The following is a 17,693-nucleotide window of genomic DNA, read 5'->3' on the forward strand; positions in this document are numbered from 1 at the left end:
TTTCCACCCCTTTATTTCTCTATCCAACTTAATAATTTATCATAATGATATTGAGCATCTGTATAGCCAAGGTTATATAGATTGACGAGTTTTTCTTTATTTCGTTCTATTCCGCTTATAGGAAGCTGTACGCTAGGCTGAATGACATAAAAATTGTCTTTTTGTTCTATATGATTCATATAAGATATCGTCTCATTATAAAAACGATAATGTTCTACTAGAGACTCTGCGATATTCGGATATTTTCTATATAAAATTTTAGCTAGTCCAGATAATTTATTTCGCTGTTTCTCATATCCTTCTGGCTTTGTCATAATTACAACGTTCTTTTCATAACCATCAGTTTGCGCTTTTAAAACCGGTATAGGATCTATAATCCCTCCATCTAGCAATTTTCGATTATCATATTCTACAGCAGGCGCTATGAATGGGACCGAGCTTGATGCACGAATAATTTTTAATATGTCATTACCGTGTTCTATTTTATTGTAATAAACTGCTTTTCCTGAATCGCAATCCGTCGTTCCTATAACAAACTGTTCATTTGAGTGTAAGAAAGTTTGAAAATCAAATGGGACAATTTTATTCGGTACTTCATCAAATAGAAAATCCATTCCGAATAATTCACGTTTTTGAATGAAATTTCGATAAGATATATAACGGTGATCTGATACGAGCTCTGTATTTACTTTTTTATTTCTTCCTTTTTGACGTGATAAATAAGTTGCTCCCATACATGCTCCGGCCGATACACCGACTACATAAGGAAAGTATAAGTTCTTTTCCATAAAATATTCGAGTACGCCCGCAGTATATAATCCTTTCATTCCTCCGCCCTCTAACACTAAACCGATATTTTTCATGCTATATCCCTCTGCTTCTTTTTTCTTACTTATATGTTAGCACAAGATTTTAAGATGAGGTTATATAAATGAATTGCAACTATAACCAGAAACTACTAAAGCAATGTCATAATCTCTTAGTAAATATCATGGTACAATATAAGTAACACTATCCATAAATAATGGAGGAGGAATTTCATATGGGTTTATTTAGCGGTATTTTAGGAAATGCATCAAATGCGAGTACAGAAAGTGTAGAACGTGATTTAGAGAAGATTATGTTAGATGACGAGAAAGTTGAACATGCTTATAAATTAATTCGTGATTTAATCGTATTTACAAATCGTCGTCTTATTTTAGTAGATAAACAAGGGATATCAGGTAAAAAAACAGAGTACCATTCTATTCCTTATAAAAGCATTACACAATTTAGCATTGAAACAGCTGGGCATTTTGATTTAGATGCTGAGCTTAAAATTTGGGTATCTAGTTTGAGTACGCCAATTACGAAAGAATTTAAAGGTGACGATAGTGTTTTAAGCATTCAAAAAGCGTTAGTAACATATACGACAAAATAACGTCTTTTCGTATGTTTATTCATTTCCGAAATTACTAACCCGAGTATTTCGGAAGAATATTCATCGTTTTTGTATATTTAATCTCAAATAACAGAAAAAGGTAAAGCGTATTTCAGATGCTTTACCTTTCTTTTTTGTAATAAACAAGTGTTGTTTTATCATTTAATTTCTTTATTACTCCTGTTCTTGTATACCCCATTTTTTCGTATAGAAAACAATTTCTTTCTTCTTCTAAAATCGTAGCAAGTTCAAAACTCTGTGCTTTTGGAAACATCTCTTCAATTAAAATAAGTACCCTCTGAGCGATTCCTTTCCCTTGATAGATTGGATGAATAAACATTGGACTGATCCAAAATTTATTAGGTATTTCTTTTTTTGATATGCATATCGCTCCAACAAGGTTAGAATCTATTATCATTTTATAATAGTTATTACTGGGATTATTTATCCTTATAATCGTTTTTTCAATAGATTCATTTGCTGGGTTTGTTGCATAGTCTCTATATTTATTTAATAAAGGGGTAAATGAGTCTAGTTGCATTTGAAACAAAGCTGCTGCATCATTTTCTATCGCCTTCTCTAAAATAATCTCCATGTTACCAATTTAGTCTTTTTCTTAATGAAGTGATATGGGCTGTATGATGACGTCCATGCCATGCGTATAGCCCAATTGCAGCAGCAAGTTTTGTTTCACCGGTTTCAGGATGGTTAAATGTTTTTTCTAAATCTTTAAGTTCTAGAGAATATAAAAGGTTAACCCATCTTTTATGTAATGAATCTAACATTACTAGTGAAACATCTACTGGTAATTTAGAATCGGGTAGTTCTGCCCACTTTTCTTCTTTATATGGTTTAATCGTTGGGTTCTTTTCTGTTAGTGCTAATTTAAAGCGTATGTAGCTGTTCATATGGCTATCAACAACGTGATGTACAACTTGACGAACTGTCCATCCACCAACTCGATACGGTGTGTCTAACTGCTTCTGATCTAAATCTTTGATTGCCTTTGTTAGTTCATTAGGCAAATCTTCAATTTCTTGAATCCATGTATCAATCATTTCTTCAGTTATAGGACGTTTGTATGTAAATTGGCCAATTGGATAACGTAAATCATTCATGTATAAGTCCCCCTTATTATAAGCGTGAAGTATTTCTCCATATATAATGTACAAACTTCACATGTTCCCCGTTTAATTCTACAGAATTTGTATCTGCTTCGTTTTGATAAGAAGAAAATCCGCTTTTTTCTAGTACAATTTGTGATGCGAGATTATTAGTAGTTGTTTTAGCATGAACCTCATTAATTTCATTATTTTTCGCTACGTCTAAAACTAATTTTACAGCTGCTGTTGCAACGCCTCTTTTAGTAAACTTTTCTCCGACTCGATAGCCTAGTGAACTACTTCGGGATTCTGTATCTATATCTACTAAATTTATTCGTCCTACAATTTCTTTTTCTTCATTACGAATTAAATAAAAGTAAGAATCTCCATCAGCCTGTTCTATTAATAAATTATCTAGTAGTTTTTGGAAATATTCAAATTCAAAATATTGCGAGCCACGATTTGGTACCATTGTTTCAAAAAAAGATTTATTCGTAAGTTCAAACGTAAATAAATCATTAGCATCGTGTTTCTTTAATTGTTCTATGTATATTTTCATCTCAATTACTCCTTCTATATCTACTAACTGTTATATATTCTTTTTCAATCAATTAATTTCCTTCTATTTCTTTCGCTTCAGTAATACAGCAAGTAGCACTTTCGGATGAAATAGATGCAATGGACTACGAATTAAATTCATCACTCTTACTAATCGAATATAAACGTCAGAGTCAGTTGCAGATAGTTGATATATTTGTTTCGTATACCATAGCTGAAATTTTTGCTTTATCGTTAATTCTCTTTTTAACTGGGGATGACGCGATATCTCCGTTGTAGTCATCTCCCATGGAGTTTGTATGATATGAGCAGTCTCTTTATAAAATTGCTGTGTAAATGCTTTATCAAGCTTTTGTTTTCTTTTTAAAAGTAACTGTAATTGGTGAGCTTCCATAGCAGCAACTGAAACACCTTGACCGAAAACAGGATCGAAACGACAATGTGCATCCCCAACTACTAACAATCTTTCGGGTAGATTATCCACTAAATCAAATCGCCTACGTACTTGATATGGAATTTTGTACGTTTTGGTATGTGAAATGGCTTCAGCTTTATTTAGAAAATCAGTAACATTAGAGATTGATAGGTTTTCAGCAAAATTATAAAATTCTGCATCTGTTTGTGGTGCTTTTTCATTTGCATATCCACTGAAAGTAACAAAATAGCGATTATCCTCAATCGTTTGAATAAGAACACCATACGGATTTTCAGGGAAACTTGGAGACATTAGCATATTACAGCAGTCTAATTTCTCATTTTCATTGAGTTTAAACATTCTAGTTGCGTAAAACAAATCAATACGCACTTTCTCTTCTTGCACTTCGATATTGTATTCACGTAACCACGCTATACTTTTTGAACTAAATCCACTCGCATCAACAACAATATCTGCTTGAATGTCTTCTTGTGTACCAGTCTCTAAACATTTAGTTTTTACTCCATATACTTTGTTAAGCTTTCTATCTACTAATAATCCTTCAACTATTGTTCCAAATTTAGTGGTAATGTTTGAAATTTGATGTATTCGTTTTTGAATATGCCATTCAAGCAAAAATCTACTTTGTTGAATCATATGTACTTCTCCTGTGAATGGTTGTTTCCATAAACCAAATTGATGCCATTTTAAATCACGAGTAAAGTTATGTACGATACTACCCGCTTCAATTAATTCATTAGTGATAGTAGGAAACAATGCCTCAATCGCTTTTTCTCCACCTTTTAATAACACATGAGGATGATTACTTTGTGGAACTCTTTTTCTAGAAGTCTTTCCATCCCATCTTTCACCAGCTTCTATAATGAGTACTTCTTTAAAAGCAGTTGATAATGCTTTTGCTGCGAGTTTTCCTGCTATACTTCCTCCGATTATGATAGCCTTATTAAACATATTTGCCCCCTTAATGAAAAAAGACCCTGCCTTGTATGATTGAAACAGGATCTAAACGAATAGTTACTACATTAAAATACATGCGTAAATTGCAACGTTAAAATTAAAATGCCTACTCCCCATACGTAGTACGCGAATACTTTTAAAGAGTGATGTTTTAAATATTGAATCATCCATGAAACGGCTATGTAACCAAAAAACGCAGCTGATAACGTTCCGACAATTAAAGATGTACTAGAAATAGATTCTGCTTGCCCTTGATAAACATCTGCTAATTGCAAAATAATAGCTCCGACAATCGCTGGCGTTGATAATAAAAAAGAAAAGTAAGCAGCGGTTTCGCGGTCTAATTTCCTCCATAATGCTGCGACGATTGTCATACCAGAACGAGAAATTGCCGGAAAAATAGCAGCCGCTTGAAATGAACCGATGATAAATGCATCTTTATATGTAATGTCGTCCATTTTTTTACGACCATTCTTTTGTTTATCCGCCAAATATAAAAAGAATCCTGTCACTAAAAACTCCCAGCCAATCGTAATACCTGTTTTTGAAATATCCTCAAAGAAGTCTTTAAATAACAATCCAATTACAACTGCGGGTATCGTCCCGACAATCAGTAGTAGCATTAGTTTTGAAAATGGATTTTTAATTAAATATACAAATTCTTTCTTGTAATAAATAAACACCGCAAGTAAAGTCCCAATATGCAGCATCGTATCTAAAAACAATCCTGCTTCATCTAATTGAAACAAATGCCTTCCTAAATAAAGATGACCTGTACTACTTATCGGTAAAAACTCTGTTAAACCTTGTATGATTCCTAATATAAAAGCTTCTAACCAATTCATGATGGTCCCCTTTCTCGTTTGCTTGTACCAATATATGAAGGTTAAATTTTCGATATGAAAAAAACTATATTTATCTATGAATTTACTTTCACTTTATGGATATATATGTAAAAAGAGGTAAGGAGGGTTTCTATGTGGCAACATACGAAATTCGGCAATATATTACTGTGGGTAGGACCTATCCTTGTGTTTGTAGGGTTATGTATGACAAATATCATTTCTGATATTCCTTTCTTTGAGGGAAAACATAAAACAATTGGAATTGTACTTATATGTATAGGTGTATGCTGCTTTATTGTTGCTAATCATTTAAAAAAAGGAGAAAAATATGAGGACTAATTAAAAAAACAATCCCAGTATATGTGCTAGGATTGTTTTTTTGTTACTTATTTATAGAATACTTTATCAACGTTATATTTTGCTTTATATTCATTAATGATATATGTTTCGTAAATTTCTCTTTCTGTTGGATCTTCTACGATACATGCATCAATGCGGTATACTTCATCACGGTGATTTTTAATTGGTGAAACATTGTCTTCGAAATGCTTCTTAATACGTTGTCTAATTTTACGAGCTTTACCTACGAAAAGAAGTTCGTCATTAATATTATAAAACATAAAAATGCCGCCTTTATCTCTAGGGAACAAGTGGAAATCGATAAAACCATTAATTGGAGTAATGATTGGCTCGTCTCCTTTAATAACTTGTTTACGTTCAGTAATTGAAACATCAGCTTCAGGAATATTAATTTTAATCAAGTTCATTCACGTCCTCTTTTATTATAAAGATAAATAATAGCATACATATGTAAGAAAAGCTACGTTCAGAGGCATATTTCATTTTATAATTCAAATATTATAGGAGTATCATGTAAACTCTTCTTCCAAATCATATGATCACTTGATTCTCCCCAATAATCCTTCAGTACATAACTAGGTTCTCCAAACTTCTTTGCCCATATACTTTGCGCTTTTTTGTATCCACTATCTAAACAGTATTCTGTTATCCCTCTGCTAAGTAATGTAATATACATAGCATTTAGTAATACATTGCCTATGCCCTTTCGTTGATATTCACGTAGTACAAATACTGTTCCTATTTCATATAAATCTTTAAGAACACCACCTGTACAACTATGAATCAAAGTACTCGCAGGACCGATTTCAATTGTTCCAATGATTTTATCGTTACTTGTATCTATTGCTAATAAAAAGTAACGACTTTCCCCATTACTCTCCAAATCATTTTTCAAATACTGTTTTTTCGTGTTAATTTCATTTTCTATGTCATCTAATAATTGTGATAGCCCTTCATTTTTAAATGTATCAGTAATAACAAGACGAAAAAACATATGTAGCTCATCTATATCATCCGAATTTGGTCTTCTAATTTTAACGTTATACACGACTTGAATCTCCAATCTTTAAAAATATATGAGAAATTGTTAAGACCATATTTTATATACTCTATTCAACATTATTCTACAAATGCCTGCATAGATCCAACAGTATAGAAAGCTCAGAATAAATATTGATAAAATAACTTTCATATCCAAAGTCGTATGAACAGTAGGACCTAATACAGGAAAGCGAAAAATATCAAGAACAATCATAATACCTATAAGTAAACATACTGCTGAAAAGGAAACCACCAAAATCCTCCTCTTGAATTGTATAAAGGATACTCCAAACACTATACCTAATAAACCCGTAGTAAAGGGAAAGACAATTAATTCACTTGGCTCAATAATAAATAACAGGAAAATAGTTACAATATAAGAGAGTAATCCCTCGCGAATAGAATAACAAATAGCTAGAAAAATCGGCAACGTCGCAAATGGACTAATAAATAACCCGATACCGGGGATTAAGTTGCCTGCAGATTGAAAAATAGCAGCAAGTGAACCGAGTAACGCTGTAATGACTAACCTCTTTGCTGGCGTCATCTTTCTTTTGTGAACAAAATTCGTATCATACGCGATCATCGGTTGATACCAATAGTTTCTAAAGTGATTCATCAAAATCCCCCTAAAGATATCTAATTTATCACTTTCTATTTTTATTCATACACTTATTGTTTATTTATTATCTTCTTCTATATCTGAGAGTGTGTATCATATTAAGGAATGACTTCAAAAATAGTACCTTTGTTTAAATCAGTTACTTTCATAGAACCGTAAACTCCTAAATATAATCTAGTTTGATCCAAATTTGTTCCTAAACTCATATAATAAGCTGCCTGCTCACCGAAATTATAATGGGTTTCAATAACATGAAAGTCAGTATGTTTACCATGCATACCAGCTCTAGAATAAGCTAACGCACCTTTTACTGAAGACTGCGATTTTTCTTTTTTAGCAAGATCAGTAAACACGATACTGCCAGTTAAACTAGGAATTGCAGTTCCCATATATGGCTGCACTCCTGTAAGTGAAGTTCCTCCAAACTTATCTGCTCTGGAATCTTTATGAAAATAACTAATTAGAGGTTGTATGCGCTTCACTGATGTTTCTATAGTTTCATTATAATAAGCCAATATTCTCTCATCCAAAGTAGGATTCACAGAACAGTGCTTTATAAAAGAAGTAGGTAATTCTCCTTCCCATCCTCTCCACCCAAAATTAATAAATCCATATTGATTGGGAGTTAATCTCATTACATACATTTGAACAAGTTCGGTAACTGGTATTGGTTTGTATTGAACAAATGAGAAAATAGACTCTACTATATCCTGCCCGACGTTACCGGCATATTTGATGTATTGATTATAAAACCTTTGGAATGTAATACCGGTGATATTACGAACGCCTTTTGCCATTACTGTAAGTGCTTCTTGTATAGATAGAGGAAGTTCATTAAAGCGTGTAACTACTGGAGGATTGTTTATGGACGTATGTTTACTTACATCGATTTCAATTATTTTACCCGCTATTTCTAAATCATCCTGGCTTAAATTAAATGGATCATAGCCAGAACCACCATCTCCATTTGTAAAAACAAGTTTTCCAGTCTCAGGTGAAAAGTTTAAACTATTTACTCCATTATGATTAAAAAATGGCCGTTTTATATTCATTAATGTTCTTTGTTTTTGAGGTTGCCCGTTTGATTGTAAAATCCATTCTTCAATCGTATCAATATGATCATATTGAGTATCTCTATTTGTCCACTTTAAGTTTAGAGTTTTTGGGTCACACGGATTCGGTTTAAATTGTTCTGAAAGTGCACCTGGTCCTTGGGTTCCGGCTACTGAATAATGAAGATAAAATAAGCCGTTATCATTAAATTGTGGATGGAACGCTAGTCCGAGCAAGCCGCGTTCATCATACCCACTACTAGAAACACCTTCTTCAAATGTGCCTAGTTTAATAATTCGGTGACGAATATTTAAAAATGTCTTTATAGCTCCGTCACCTATGTAAAAAACCTCGCCTAATTGGGTCGCGATAAATAGTCTTTCAGCTGATTCACCTGGAAGTATTGCAGTTTTTATTACAGTTGGTAAATTTATGTTATGAACGATGGGCCGTAAATGAATCTTAACTTGTGTCAATTAACTGTACCCCCTTTTTTATTCTTTTAACGAATTTCGGTTTGGTAGTAGTCGAAAAATTTTGATAAAATAGCTGTATGAAGCTCTTTGATAACTTGATATATAAGGTTGCAGGAAGAAAATGGCGTGCGAAAACCAAGCCATTTTCTTCCTGCGTAAAATATCAACCGTACCAAGAGTAGCATCCAAGCGTTGGGCATCTAGGGATGGAACGCTCCGAAGTAACGCTCAGGGAGACGAAAGGTTACTTTCGTCGTGGAACTGAGTAGCTCCCACTTCAAGCTTTGCTAAGTGGTGAGTAGTTCACTAGAAGAATATGATTAGATTAGTTCAATTAGTCTCAAAACTATAACTATAGAGAAGGAATCGTAATATCCCTTTTCATATAAGTCTGTTTTCAGGAAATGTTAAACACTACTTCTAACATCTATTAACTTACATACCTTTTTATTACATTTTTTGATATGATAAAAGTATAAAATACAAATTAGGTGGACAATCCATGGCAATCTTACTACAAATCATCGTACCACTCATATGTGCAATATACTTATTTACCCTCTATCGTAATAGTACTATTGGAAAAGCTGCTTTTCTTTTGGCAGTCATTATTGGGATTTTCGGTTTAGAGAATATCTTTCAATATGCTAGTTTAACTGATCATGCTGTTTATCTGTATTGGGGCAGTTTAAAGGCTGTAATCTTTATTTTATCAGTTGTGTTTTCATTCAAAAGAACACCTACTCCATATAATATTTAACAATGATTCATCTTTATTTAAAGCTTTTTATCAGGAGGGGTTATACAATGAGAGCACCCTATCAAGTATTAATATTTCCTTATATAATAACTGATGATTCTATTCAATATGCTATTTTTAATCGAAGTGATTATGGTTATTGGCAAGGAATAGCTGGTGGTGGAGAAGAAGGTGAGACTCCTTCTGAATCAGCAAAACGAGAAGCGTTTGAAGAGGCTGGTATTTTAAGAGAACTCCCTTATATAAAATTAGATGCTGTGTCTTCACTACCAGTAGAAGATGTAGTTGGAGAATTTCTTTGGGGAGATGATGTTTATGTAATAAAAGAATTTTCTTTTGGAGTTAAAGTTCCTACAAAAAATATTTCATTATCCAAAGAACACTCCAATTATAAATGGCTATGCTTTGAGGAAGCAGTAACGCTTTTAAAGTGGGATAGTAACAAAACAGCATTATGGGAATTAAACAAAAGGTTATTAAAACAATTACAGTATTAGCAAACCAAGCCGTAAGTGAAACAAGAATTAAACAACTTAAAAAACCTTGCTACACTTCATATGCAGCAAGGTTTTTAATTTTTCTTTTTCCAAATTAGGTGTAACTATAGAAAAAATATGAGACATACTAAATAACTAACTATAAATTTTTTTTATTTTCATCCCCCCTATTAGTCCGTTATTTAAAATTTAGTTGTTTCACAGTTTCTTTGTATTATGAAACAAATTCACATTTCAAGGTATTTCGATTTACTATAATATATTTACCTGCTGATTTATTCATTACTTGAGACACTTCCTTGGTATGTGTTACCTCAAACCAATCATTTTGTATATCCACCAATAATTTTATCTCCTCATCACTTTTCCCATATTTTAAACCACTATAAGATACTTTCGTCATTGTGATCGTTCCTTTCTTAATGATTAATTTGTATCATTCAATCTCTTTTTATATTACTTATTTCTATAATACAATACATCATTGAGAAGCATAGTATTATAGAAATAATACAATTATTGAGGCACTAAATGACTTTATTTTTTGCATTAAACCCTAATAAATTATTCAAAGGTAACTTAATTATTATGTCGTTTGTTCAATTCAATCGTAATAAACTCCGGCAAATAGCTGGGAGTACACCCTTTTGCTACTATTACATCTTTGTAAAGACCTGTTTTCTCACCAAGTTTAATACAACGTGCACGATTCTTTTCTTCATAAACACCTATCCAGCCGGCGGTGAAGTTCATAGCCCATTGAACTTCCGGTTCTTCCTGCGTAATATTAGCTTCTAATGCAGATAGCAAGTCTGCGGTGTTATCAGGCGGTGTTTGTCCAGTCCATCTTAATCGCCCTTGATAATACCAAAAGGCTCGCCTTTGAAGAGCAGAAGGACTATTTCCCCATGACTCCATCAATGCAATTTTCTTCTTGTCTTTGGTGAGTTGATTAGCCATTAACCAATCCATTAAGTTATTTCGCTCATCAAAAGTGTGAGTCTGCATATCCTTATCAAGCTTATTTAGCACATCTTGTGAAAGAAGTTTTTTGTCCATAATTAAGATTGCTAATAGCCTGGGCAAAAACTCTTCGGTTGACCAAAGTTCCATAGCTAGTTCGTGATCTTGTTTAATGTCCTTCGCAATTTTTCGTAAGTCGCCTAGCTTTGTTTTACTATTGATCTGAGATAGAATGTTTTCTGCTTTTGAAGAGCGTTTTATTTCTGTATCTTTTTCATTCATTTTATACAACTCCTTTATTTAAGCACTGTGTCATAATATATCCTCGACGGGATATATCATGAACTTAATTTCATTATAAGTCTTATTGCAAACGTTTTTTCATTTTGAGGGAAATTCGTCTCCTTAACTTGATTGCGATGTATGGTGACCCCTAATAATATGGAAATAAAAATAAGTCTATGACCTATTTTTACACGTATCTCGGCTGCACCCCAATTATACTTATCATATCTCGCCCACTATTTCATCTAAATATTTCAAACACTCTTCCATTTTATCTTTTTTATATAAATTTCGCGATTTAAATCAATTGTCTTCAATTAACATAACCATCTTATCTGTAGTCAACGATGCCTATTTTTAATGGGAGTAATTAAAAATATTAGCTTGATGGGTATGTTGTGCTACCCCAAATAAAAAAGATTAGGAGCGAATCCTAATCTTTTTATTATTCAATTGCACCTGCAACGTCATAATCGTTTAAATCTAATTCAATTGTTTGGCCAAGTGCTAGTTTAGCTAATTCTGATCCTAAATATGGGCCGGCAGTTAAACCTGAAGCACCTAATCCGTTTGCAACAAGAATACCTTCAAAGTTAGGTAGTGGCCCAATAACAGGTAAGAATCCTGGTGTAAATGGTCTAAAACCAACTCTCGTTTCAAGCATAGTACCATCTTCTAAACCAGGTGCAACTGTTAATGCTTTATGGAATACTTCATGTAAACCACCTGCTGTTACACGATGATCGAATCCAGTTTCGTTTTCATGGGTAGCACCAATTACGACATGACCATTGTCAAATGTTAAAATATATTGATCGTTTGGCGGCATAACAACTGGCATATTTTCTGTTGCTGTATTTTCCGTTTGCAGGTGAACAATTTGTCCTTTTTGGAATGTAACTAAGAAATTGATACCTAATGGATTCAATATTTCATTCGCCCATGCGCCTGCAGTTACAATTACCTTTTCTGCTACCATTGTTTCGTCATTTACTTTTACTCCAGTAATATGATTACCTTCACGGACTAATACTGCATCACCTTTAATAAAAGTTGCACCATGTTTTTTCGCAGCACTTATTAATGCGTTACGTAATAATCTTCCGTTTACTCGTGCAGCGCCACTAATATGAACAGAACTGTATTCTTCTGATAATGCTGGGAATAATTTTTTCGTTTCTTCAGCTGATAAACGCGTAATCTCTCCGATTTCTGGTGCATCTTCACGTCGTTTATAAGCGCGTTCTTCCATTTTATCTAACTTTTTCTGATCCGTATGTAAACTAATTGCACCTACACGTTTATATCCTGTATCTGTTTCACCGTCTGCTTCTAATTGCTGAATTAAAGAAGAATAGTAACGAGCACCGCCTTTAGCGATTTTATACCACGCTTTATTACGACGCTGTGAAAGCCATGGACATACAATACCAGCTGCTGCATCAGTTGCTTGACCTAATTGTTGGCGATCCACGATAGTAACGTTCGCACCTGCTTTAGCAAGATGATAAGCAGTAGACGCCCCTAAAATACCAGCTCCAACTACAATATACGATTTCATTTCAAACACCTTTTCTCTTTTGCTAATTATTTAAATATAAGAACATACTTTAGTATACTGAAAGGAATTCTTTTTTCAATGTGCTAAGTGTAATTAATTGTTGCATCATTGTGACTTTCCTAATCGTTATTTTTTCTTCTTACGGAATAGTTCAATTGTTTTGTAGCCTTGTGAAAGGATTTCAATCATTTTCTCAAGACGTTTATCGCGTGTTTTTTCTTGTTTTACAGAAAATAAATTACGTGCCCAATCTTTTTGATATCCAGGTGTTAAACTTTGATAAAACGTAAGTTCATTTGGATGATTAGCCAATAATGCTTCAACATCTTTAATACGATCTGCATAATCAGCAACACATTGACTCATAGCAGGCGTTTTCTTCTCTTTTTTCTTTTCACGCTTTAAGCCTACAACAGTAAAGACATCGTCCATACTTACCATTCGTGCAAACTTAATATCACTCTGTCCTACATAACCATCTTCGCCAACGTTTAATGCTGGAAACATTTCATCTCGGTGAATAAACGTACTGTAACGAGAATTACCTTTTTTCGGATATGCGAAGAATATATAGCCTTTTTCAATTAGTAATTCTTTATTACTAATAATATAATTCGTTTGTTTCACCATTTCATCAAGTGTTTCTACAAAAATAAAAATAGCATCGTGACCTTTGGAAAATGCAGTTTCTTTCCCTGTAAAAATGTCATAATCACTAGGTTCATTAATTACGACCATATTTGTATACTTATTAAGTTTCAATTTATCAATAATTGACATAAAAATCTTCCTTTACATTCTAAATTCATTGTTTATAATTTTTCATACTGTTCTAGTGTATTATATCTAATTAGAAAATCAAACTTTAATAGTATTTTTACAATAAAGTTAATAAAATAGCCGATTCTGCATAAGAACCGGATAGCTATTTGTTACATCACAACTCAATAGCAAATAAAGTATATAAAAGCTCTCTATATTGATTTTCTGTAATTTCACGTTTTACTTTTTCACCATGAATGATTTCAGTTAAACTAGTATTTGTTAAAGAGACATGGCCAGAGTCCGTTAATTTGACTGTGATTGGGCCCTTATTGAAAATAGATTTCTCATCTTCTATTACTCTTCTTTGAACATCGTTCACTACTGCCTCATCAATGATACGATTATAAAAAGCATGGCAAACTTTCCACTCTCCGTTCGTGTCTTTTCTTTCTAGAACGTAATTTCCTTTACTCGTGTCTCGTTTTTTCACTCGATACGTACCGTTTTTAGAGGAAACAGAATCTCCAGTAAAAGGTACAGGGATTAAAGGTACTAATGAAGCAATACCTACATCAATTAAGTATCGTACGTTATCATAATTTAAAATAATTGTTATATGCCCATCCTCAAGTGCCCATGCGTGTATATCATTTTTATATACAGTACCAAGAGCAAGCTGTACATCATAACCACAATCTTGTAAAAAGTAGTAAAAAAGAGTATTTAATTCATAACAAAGTCCGCCGCGGGATGTAGTTAAAATTTTATTCTGTAAATTTTCCATAGTAATTGTATTCGCATTACGTGCTATAACATCTAAATTCTCAAATGGTATAGTGTGTGCAAATGCAAAGAGAATTGTATTTAATTCTTCAATCTTCACTTCAGTACGGTTTGCAAAATTCAATCTTGTAAAAAGCTTATGTTTTAGACTTGTCATAGTCAGCACCCCTTAACATGTATAAGTTAAAATAGTATATGCTGATTGTAAATTTGATGGGGTACTGAAACAATGTACATTTCGTTTAACTGTACCGGTACAAAAAGTCTAACTTACAAGGTTACTTAAGGTAAGAAGCTACGAATACAAATTTAATAGTTTATCTGGAGGTAAATTATTATGATCGCTTAAATCAACAAAATATTGAAGTTGCCACATTTGGCTCTTTTTCGCTTGGTTGCTCTCAGGTGTATCCCAAATTGGATACACTCTCATAGCCATCTTCCCTTTTTGACTTTGCGTTTTTAATATTTTTTCTTTAAGTAGAATTTCTTTAGGGAAAATAAATTGTCCTAGTTTATTATCATCAATACAAGTGATAACTAATAAGTCAGGAGCAGCGTCATAAGAAAATGCTTGATTTTGCATATTAGCATCTTTCTCCCAAAAAGAAACAAATTGCCCAATTTTATTAGGGGTAATTTTTGATACTCTAAAACGAATGCTTTTATGATTTAAGTGAAATAAACATCCTGCATATTCTGCGTTTTGCTGTTCTTCTTTTAGATTCGTAATCATCAATTTGTTAGGTTTGTAAATTAAATTGTTTAAATTTCGGAATACATCATTAAATTTGTTCAAAAAAACTCCCCCTTTATTCATCTCTTATTTTATCACAAACATTAGTTCTTATATGTTGTAAATAATAAGGGACGTGAAAAAGAAGGAGATTTTACTATAGGTATTATTAATGCTTCAATGTACTTAGTTTTTCAATTGCTTGTTGTTCAGTTGCTAAGTAAAAAATGTCTTTCCCTTTATTACATTCATAAATAAAATCCCGTAAGCTTTTACTAGTATACATAGAGAAATCTCCAACAATAGCAAATTTCACCTTGTAGTTTATAAACTTTTGAAGGATATCACCGGCAAGACGTGTTTTTAGATCAAAGAAATCTTCACTCAATAAAGATTTATGGATAATAATATGCTTCGCATCTACCTCATATTGAACAGTTGCCATAGTATCTAATGCAGATTGAACATCGGATATTAATACCTTATCATTTCTAATGACCGCAATATTGATTCCATCGATTACTACTTTCTTTATTTCCATAGTCCCACCTCTTTATAATTTACACAGTATGAGTAAAATTGTTTTACAAAACTTCGTATTAATCATAGATTAAATTAGCCACAGCTATTAAAATCGCCTTTATTTTTTATTGTAAATATATATTTTTTAATACTAATACGGTCAATGAAATTAATTTTACTTGTTAAAAAAATATTGTGGTGAAACATAACTTAACAAACTATCCAAAGTGTTAATCTCGGCATATGGTTGTATTTTGGTTGTATTCTTGATTTTCTGAGGGTTAAACCACACACCTTTTATATTTGCATTTTGAGGACCAGCAATATCCTTTTCTAAGTCATCCCCAACAAATAAAGTATTTTCCGGCTGTAAATTTAGCTTATTTAATGCTAGTTCGAATATACGTTTATCAGGTTTACTAAATCCCACTTCTTCAGAAATAATGATCGTATCAAAGTAATTGTTTAAATTCGTGTTAATTATTTTAGCCTTTTGCCTTTGAGTTGAGCCATTTGTTATAATTCCAACTTCAAAGTGCTTCTTTATATGATTTAAGAAATGAATAGTATTTTTGTCTATTGAAAAACATTTAGGGAAATTATTATTCCAAAAATCTTGGATATAATTGCGTTGCAACCTATACTTCGGCGGGAATTCATCAAACAATGATTCTAAAACTATTGTTTTATCACTCATATCGAAAGTCCTTTTTCTGTTTGTTATTTAATATAAAAGAAACTATTTCACCTTGTTATGTAAGCATGTAAATTCTTTAGAAAAATACAATATTTTTAATTTCAACTTCAAATTTTCAGATTAATTCGACCCCCTTTTATGATAATCTGTACTTAAAGATTGAAAACAAAGGAGGATTCGTATGCAAATAAGACCAAAGGCAAGTGAATATAACCCGTATTATGCAACGTATATTAACTTGGTATCAGACGGAAATATCATACATATTCTAGAACAACAGATACAGGAAACGAACCGTTTATTAAAGAAGATTTCTGATAGTGAGGGAATTTTCCGATATGCTCCTAGTAAATGGAGTATAAAAGAAGTAATTGGTCATATAGCAGATACAGAACGTATTATGGCGTATCGCTTGCTATCTATCGCTCGAGGCGAGAAAACAGAACTTCCAGGCTATAACGATGATATGTATGTTCTTAAAGCTGCTTTCAACAAGCAATCTATGCAAGATCTTCTTGAGAATTTAATAGTTGTTCGCCAATCTACCGTACATTTACTTAAAAGTTTAGATAAAGACGCTTGGTTACAAAGAGGAAACGCGAACCAATCTGAAGTTACAGTTCGTGCATTAGCATACATCATTGCTGGTCATGAGCTTCATCATTTACAAATTATAAAAGAACGTTATCTTGGTTCTAATATATATCCAGTAAATTTCCGATTGCAGAAGTAGTTTCACTAGGAGGAGCAACAGAAGCATCGATTTGGTCAATTTAATAATTGAAGAAAAAAAGTCCTATTTATGTAGGACTTTTTTTCGATATTTATAAAATCCACCACATAATATGCAAACTAGACCTTATACATAATTTTCTTCAGACTGATATACTATAAACACAATAGTTCTAGAAAGGTGATGATATTATGTATGAACAACAAAATAATAGGGATAGAGATCAAAAAATGATGTTTTTTATGCAAGGAGTTCCCACAAATAGAGTTAACATGAATCAATTACCTATATGGATTAGAATTTTCGGTTATTGTGCGTTTGGTTGGTTGATACTATTTAGTTTAATTATGATTGTGGGTTTAATTCTGCAATAACAATACTTATAAAATGTTTACGGGAAAGTATTTATGGATGTAAATAAGTGCATTGAATATATCGGCCCATTCAAAATGTTGACTTGATAAAGGCATTTCTATTTTAATCAATAAGATATGCTACTGAATCCGTGTACGATTCTACC

23 protein-coding genes and 1 pseudogene are annotated in these 17,693 nt (G+C 32.5%); 6 read left to right on the forward strand and 18 right to left on the reverse strand.

The window, feature by feature from the left end; all coding sequences use genetic code 11:
- Window positions 1-11: 11 nt before the first annotated feature.
- The gene (locus FS742_RS05565) at window positions 12-863 is read right to left on the reverse strand and encodes a patatin-like phospholipase family protein (RefSeq protein ID WP_144611524.1); all 852 of its coding nucleotides are present in this window, start codon (window positions 861-863) and stop codon (window positions 12-14) included.
- A 179-nt stretch (window positions 864-1,042) separates the two neighbouring features.
- On the opposite strand from FS742_RS05565, the gene FS742_RS05570 reads away from it, so the two are divergent.
- Window positions 1,043-1,420 (forward strand): PH domain-containing protein, encoded by a 378-nt coding sequence (locus FS742_RS05570; protein WP_000522465.1) that lies wholly within the window; start codon window positions 1,043-1,045, stop codon window positions 1,418-1,420.
- Window positions 1,421-1,541: 121 nt separating this feature from the next.
- On the opposite strand, the gene FS742_RS05575 is transcribed toward FS742_RS05570, so the two are convergent.
- The 5 genes from FS742_RS05575 to FS742_RS05595 form a co-directional block, all read right to left on the reverse strand.
- Complete coding sequence (locus FS742_RS05575; protein ID WP_144611525.1) at window positions 1,542-2,015, reverse strand: GNAT family N-acetyltransferase; 474 nt, start codon at window positions 2,013-2,015, stop codon at window positions 1,542-1,544.
- 1 nt (window position 2,016) lies between these two features.
- Entirely contained in the window at window positions 2,017-2,538 is a 522-nt protein-coding gene (locus tag FS742_RS05580) for a YfiT family bacillithiol transferase (protein WP_144611526.1), read from the reverse strand.
- Window positions 2,539-2,554: 16 nt separating this feature from the next.
- Entirely contained in the window at window positions 2,555-3,082 is a 528-nt protein-coding gene (locus tag FS742_RS05585; RefSeq protein ID WP_144611527.1) for a GNAT family N-acetyltransferase, read from the reverse strand.
- A gap of 63 nt (window positions 3,083-3,145) precedes the next feature.
- Window positions 3,146-4,468, reverse strand: a complete 1,323-nt coding sequence (locus FS742_RS05590) for an FAD-dependent monooxygenase (RefSeq protein WP_144611528.1) — start codon at window positions 4,466-4,468, stop codon at window positions 3,146-3,148.
- A gap of 71 nt (window positions 4,469-4,539) precedes the next feature.
- Window positions 4,540-5,319: an undecaprenyl-diphosphate phosphatase gene (locus FS742_RS05595; protein WP_144611529.1), complete on the reverse strand. Its 780-nt coding sequence runs from the start codon at window positions 5,317-5,319 to the stop codon at window positions 4,540-4,542.
- A gap of 132 nt (window positions 5,320-5,451) precedes the next feature.
- Between FS742_RS05595 and FS742_RS05600 the strand changes: the two genes are divergently transcribed.
- Window positions 5,452-5,658: a hypothetical protein gene (locus tag FS742_RS05600; protein WP_097844851.1), complete on the forward strand. Its 207-nt coding sequence runs from the start codon at window positions 5,452-5,454 to the stop codon at window positions 5,656-5,658.
- Between the two features lie 47 nt (window positions 5,659-5,705).
- On the opposite strand, the gene FS742_RS05605 is transcribed toward FS742_RS05600, so the two are convergent.
- The 4 genes from FS742_RS05605 to FS742_RS05620 form a co-directional block, all read right to left on the reverse strand.
- Window positions 5,706-6,086 (reverse strand): nucleotide excision repair endonuclease, encoded by a 381-nt coding sequence (locus tag FS742_RS05605; RefSeq protein WP_001048941.1) that lies wholly within the window; start codon window positions 6,084-6,086, stop codon window positions 5,706-5,708.
- Window positions 6,087-6,163: 77 nt separating this feature from the next.
- Complete coding sequence (locus tag FS742_RS05610) at window positions 6,164-6,727, reverse strand: GNAT family N-acetyltransferase (protein WP_144611530.1); 564 nt, start codon at window positions 6,725-6,727, stop codon at window positions 6,164-6,166.
- Between the two features lie 39 nt (window positions 6,728-6,766).
- Entirely contained in the window at window positions 6,767-7,339 is a 573-nt protein-coding gene (locus FS742_RS05615) for a YybS family protein (protein WP_144611531.1), read from the reverse strand.
- A gap of 101 nt (window positions 7,340-7,440) precedes the next feature.
- Entirely contained in the window at window positions 7,441-8,871 is a 1,431-nt protein-coding gene (locus tag FS742_RS05620) for a PQQ-dependent sugar dehydrogenase (RefSeq protein ID WP_144611532.1), read from the reverse strand.
- 502 nt (window positions 8,872-9,373) lie between these two features.
- On the opposite strand from FS742_RS05620, the gene FS742_RS05625 reads away from it, so the two are divergent.
- Both FS742_RS05625 and FS742_RS05630 read left to right on the forward strand, forming a co-directional pair.
- Window positions 9,374-9,631 (forward strand): hypothetical protein, encoded by a 258-nt coding sequence (locus tag FS742_RS05625; protein ID WP_144611533.1) that lies wholly within the window; start codon window positions 9,374-9,376, stop codon window positions 9,629-9,631.
- 47 nt (window positions 9,632-9,678) lie between these two features.
- Complete coding sequence (locus FS742_RS05630) at window positions 9,679-10,128, forward strand: NUDIX hydrolase (protein ID WP_144611534.1); 450 nt, start codon at window positions 9,679-9,681, stop codon at window positions 10,126-10,128.
- 214 nt (window positions 10,129-10,342) lie between these two features.
- Here the strand turns inward: FS742_RS05630 and FS742_RS05635 are convergent, their stop codons facing one another.
- The 8 genes and pseudogenes from FS742_RS05635 to FS742_RS05670 all read right to left on the reverse strand — a co-directional run.
- Window positions 10,343-10,531, reverse strand: a complete 189-nt coding sequence (locus FS742_RS05635; RefSeq protein WP_144611535.1) for a hypothetical protein — start codon at window positions 10,529-10,531, stop codon at window positions 10,343-10,345.
- 176 nt (window positions 10,532-10,707) lie between these two features.
- Window positions 10,708-11,373, reverse strand: coding sequence for a DNA alkylation repair protein (locus FS742_RS05640; protein WP_144611536.1), 666 nt, complete (start codon window positions 11,371-11,373; stop codon window positions 10,708-10,710).
- 448 nt (window positions 11,374-11,821) lie between these two features.
- Window positions 11,822-12,937: an NAD(P)/FAD-dependent oxidoreductase gene (locus tag FS742_RS05645; RefSeq protein WP_144611537.1), complete on the reverse strand. Its 1,116-nt coding sequence runs from the start codon at window positions 12,935-12,937 to the stop codon at window positions 11,822-11,824.
- A gap of 126 nt (window positions 12,938-13,063) precedes the next feature.
- On the reverse strand, window positions 13,064-13,717 hold the full coding sequence (locus tag FS742_RS05650; RefSeq protein WP_144611538.1) for a YdeI/OmpD-associated family protein: 654 nt from the start codon (window positions 13,715-13,717) through the stop codon (window positions 13,064-13,066).
- A 157-nt stretch (window positions 13,718-13,874) separates the two neighbouring features.
- Complete coding sequence (locus FS742_RS05655; protein ID WP_144611539.1) at window positions 13,875-14,642, reverse strand: arylamine N-acetyltransferase family protein; 768 nt, start codon at window positions 14,640-14,642, stop codon at window positions 13,875-13,877.
- Between the two features lie 138 nt (window positions 14,643-14,780).
- Window positions 14,781-15,284 (reverse strand): MepB family protein, encoded by a 504-nt coding sequence (locus FS742_RS05660; protein WP_144611540.1) that lies wholly within the window; start codon window positions 15,282-15,284, stop codon window positions 14,781-14,783.
- A 106-nt stretch (window positions 15,285-15,390) separates the two neighbouring features.
- Complete coding sequence (locus tag FS742_RS05665) at window positions 15,391-15,762, reverse strand: DUF4180 domain-containing protein (RefSeq protein ID WP_144611541.1); 372 nt, start codon at window positions 15,760-15,762, stop codon at window positions 15,391-15,393.
- Window positions 15,763-15,918: 156 nt separating this feature from the next.
- Window positions 15,919-16,437: pseudogene (locus FS742_RS05670) on the reverse strand (HAD family hydrolase); the annotation flags it as partial.
- A gap of 184 nt (window positions 16,438-16,621) precedes the next feature.
- On the opposite strand from FS742_RS05670, the gene FS742_RS05675 reads away from it, so the two are divergent.
- Window positions 16,622-17,173 (forward strand): DinB family protein, encoded by a 552-nt coding sequence (locus tag FS742_RS05675; protein WP_144611542.1) that lies wholly within the window; start codon window positions 16,622-16,624, stop codon window positions 17,171-17,173.
- Window positions 17,174-17,364: 191 nt separating this feature from the next.
- The gene (locus tag FS742_RS05680) at window positions 17,365-17,547 is read left to right on the forward strand and encodes a hypothetical protein (RefSeq protein WP_144611543.1); all 183 of its coding nucleotides are present in this window, start codon (window positions 17,365-17,367) and stop codon (window positions 17,545-17,547) included.
- The last annotated feature ends 146 nt before the right edge of the window (window positions 17,548-17,693 follow it).

The organism is Bacillus cereus, assembly GCF_007678085.1.
Classification (GTDB): Bacteria; Bacillota; Bacilli; order Bacillales; family Bacillaceae_G; genus Bacillus_A; species Bacillus_A cereus_BE.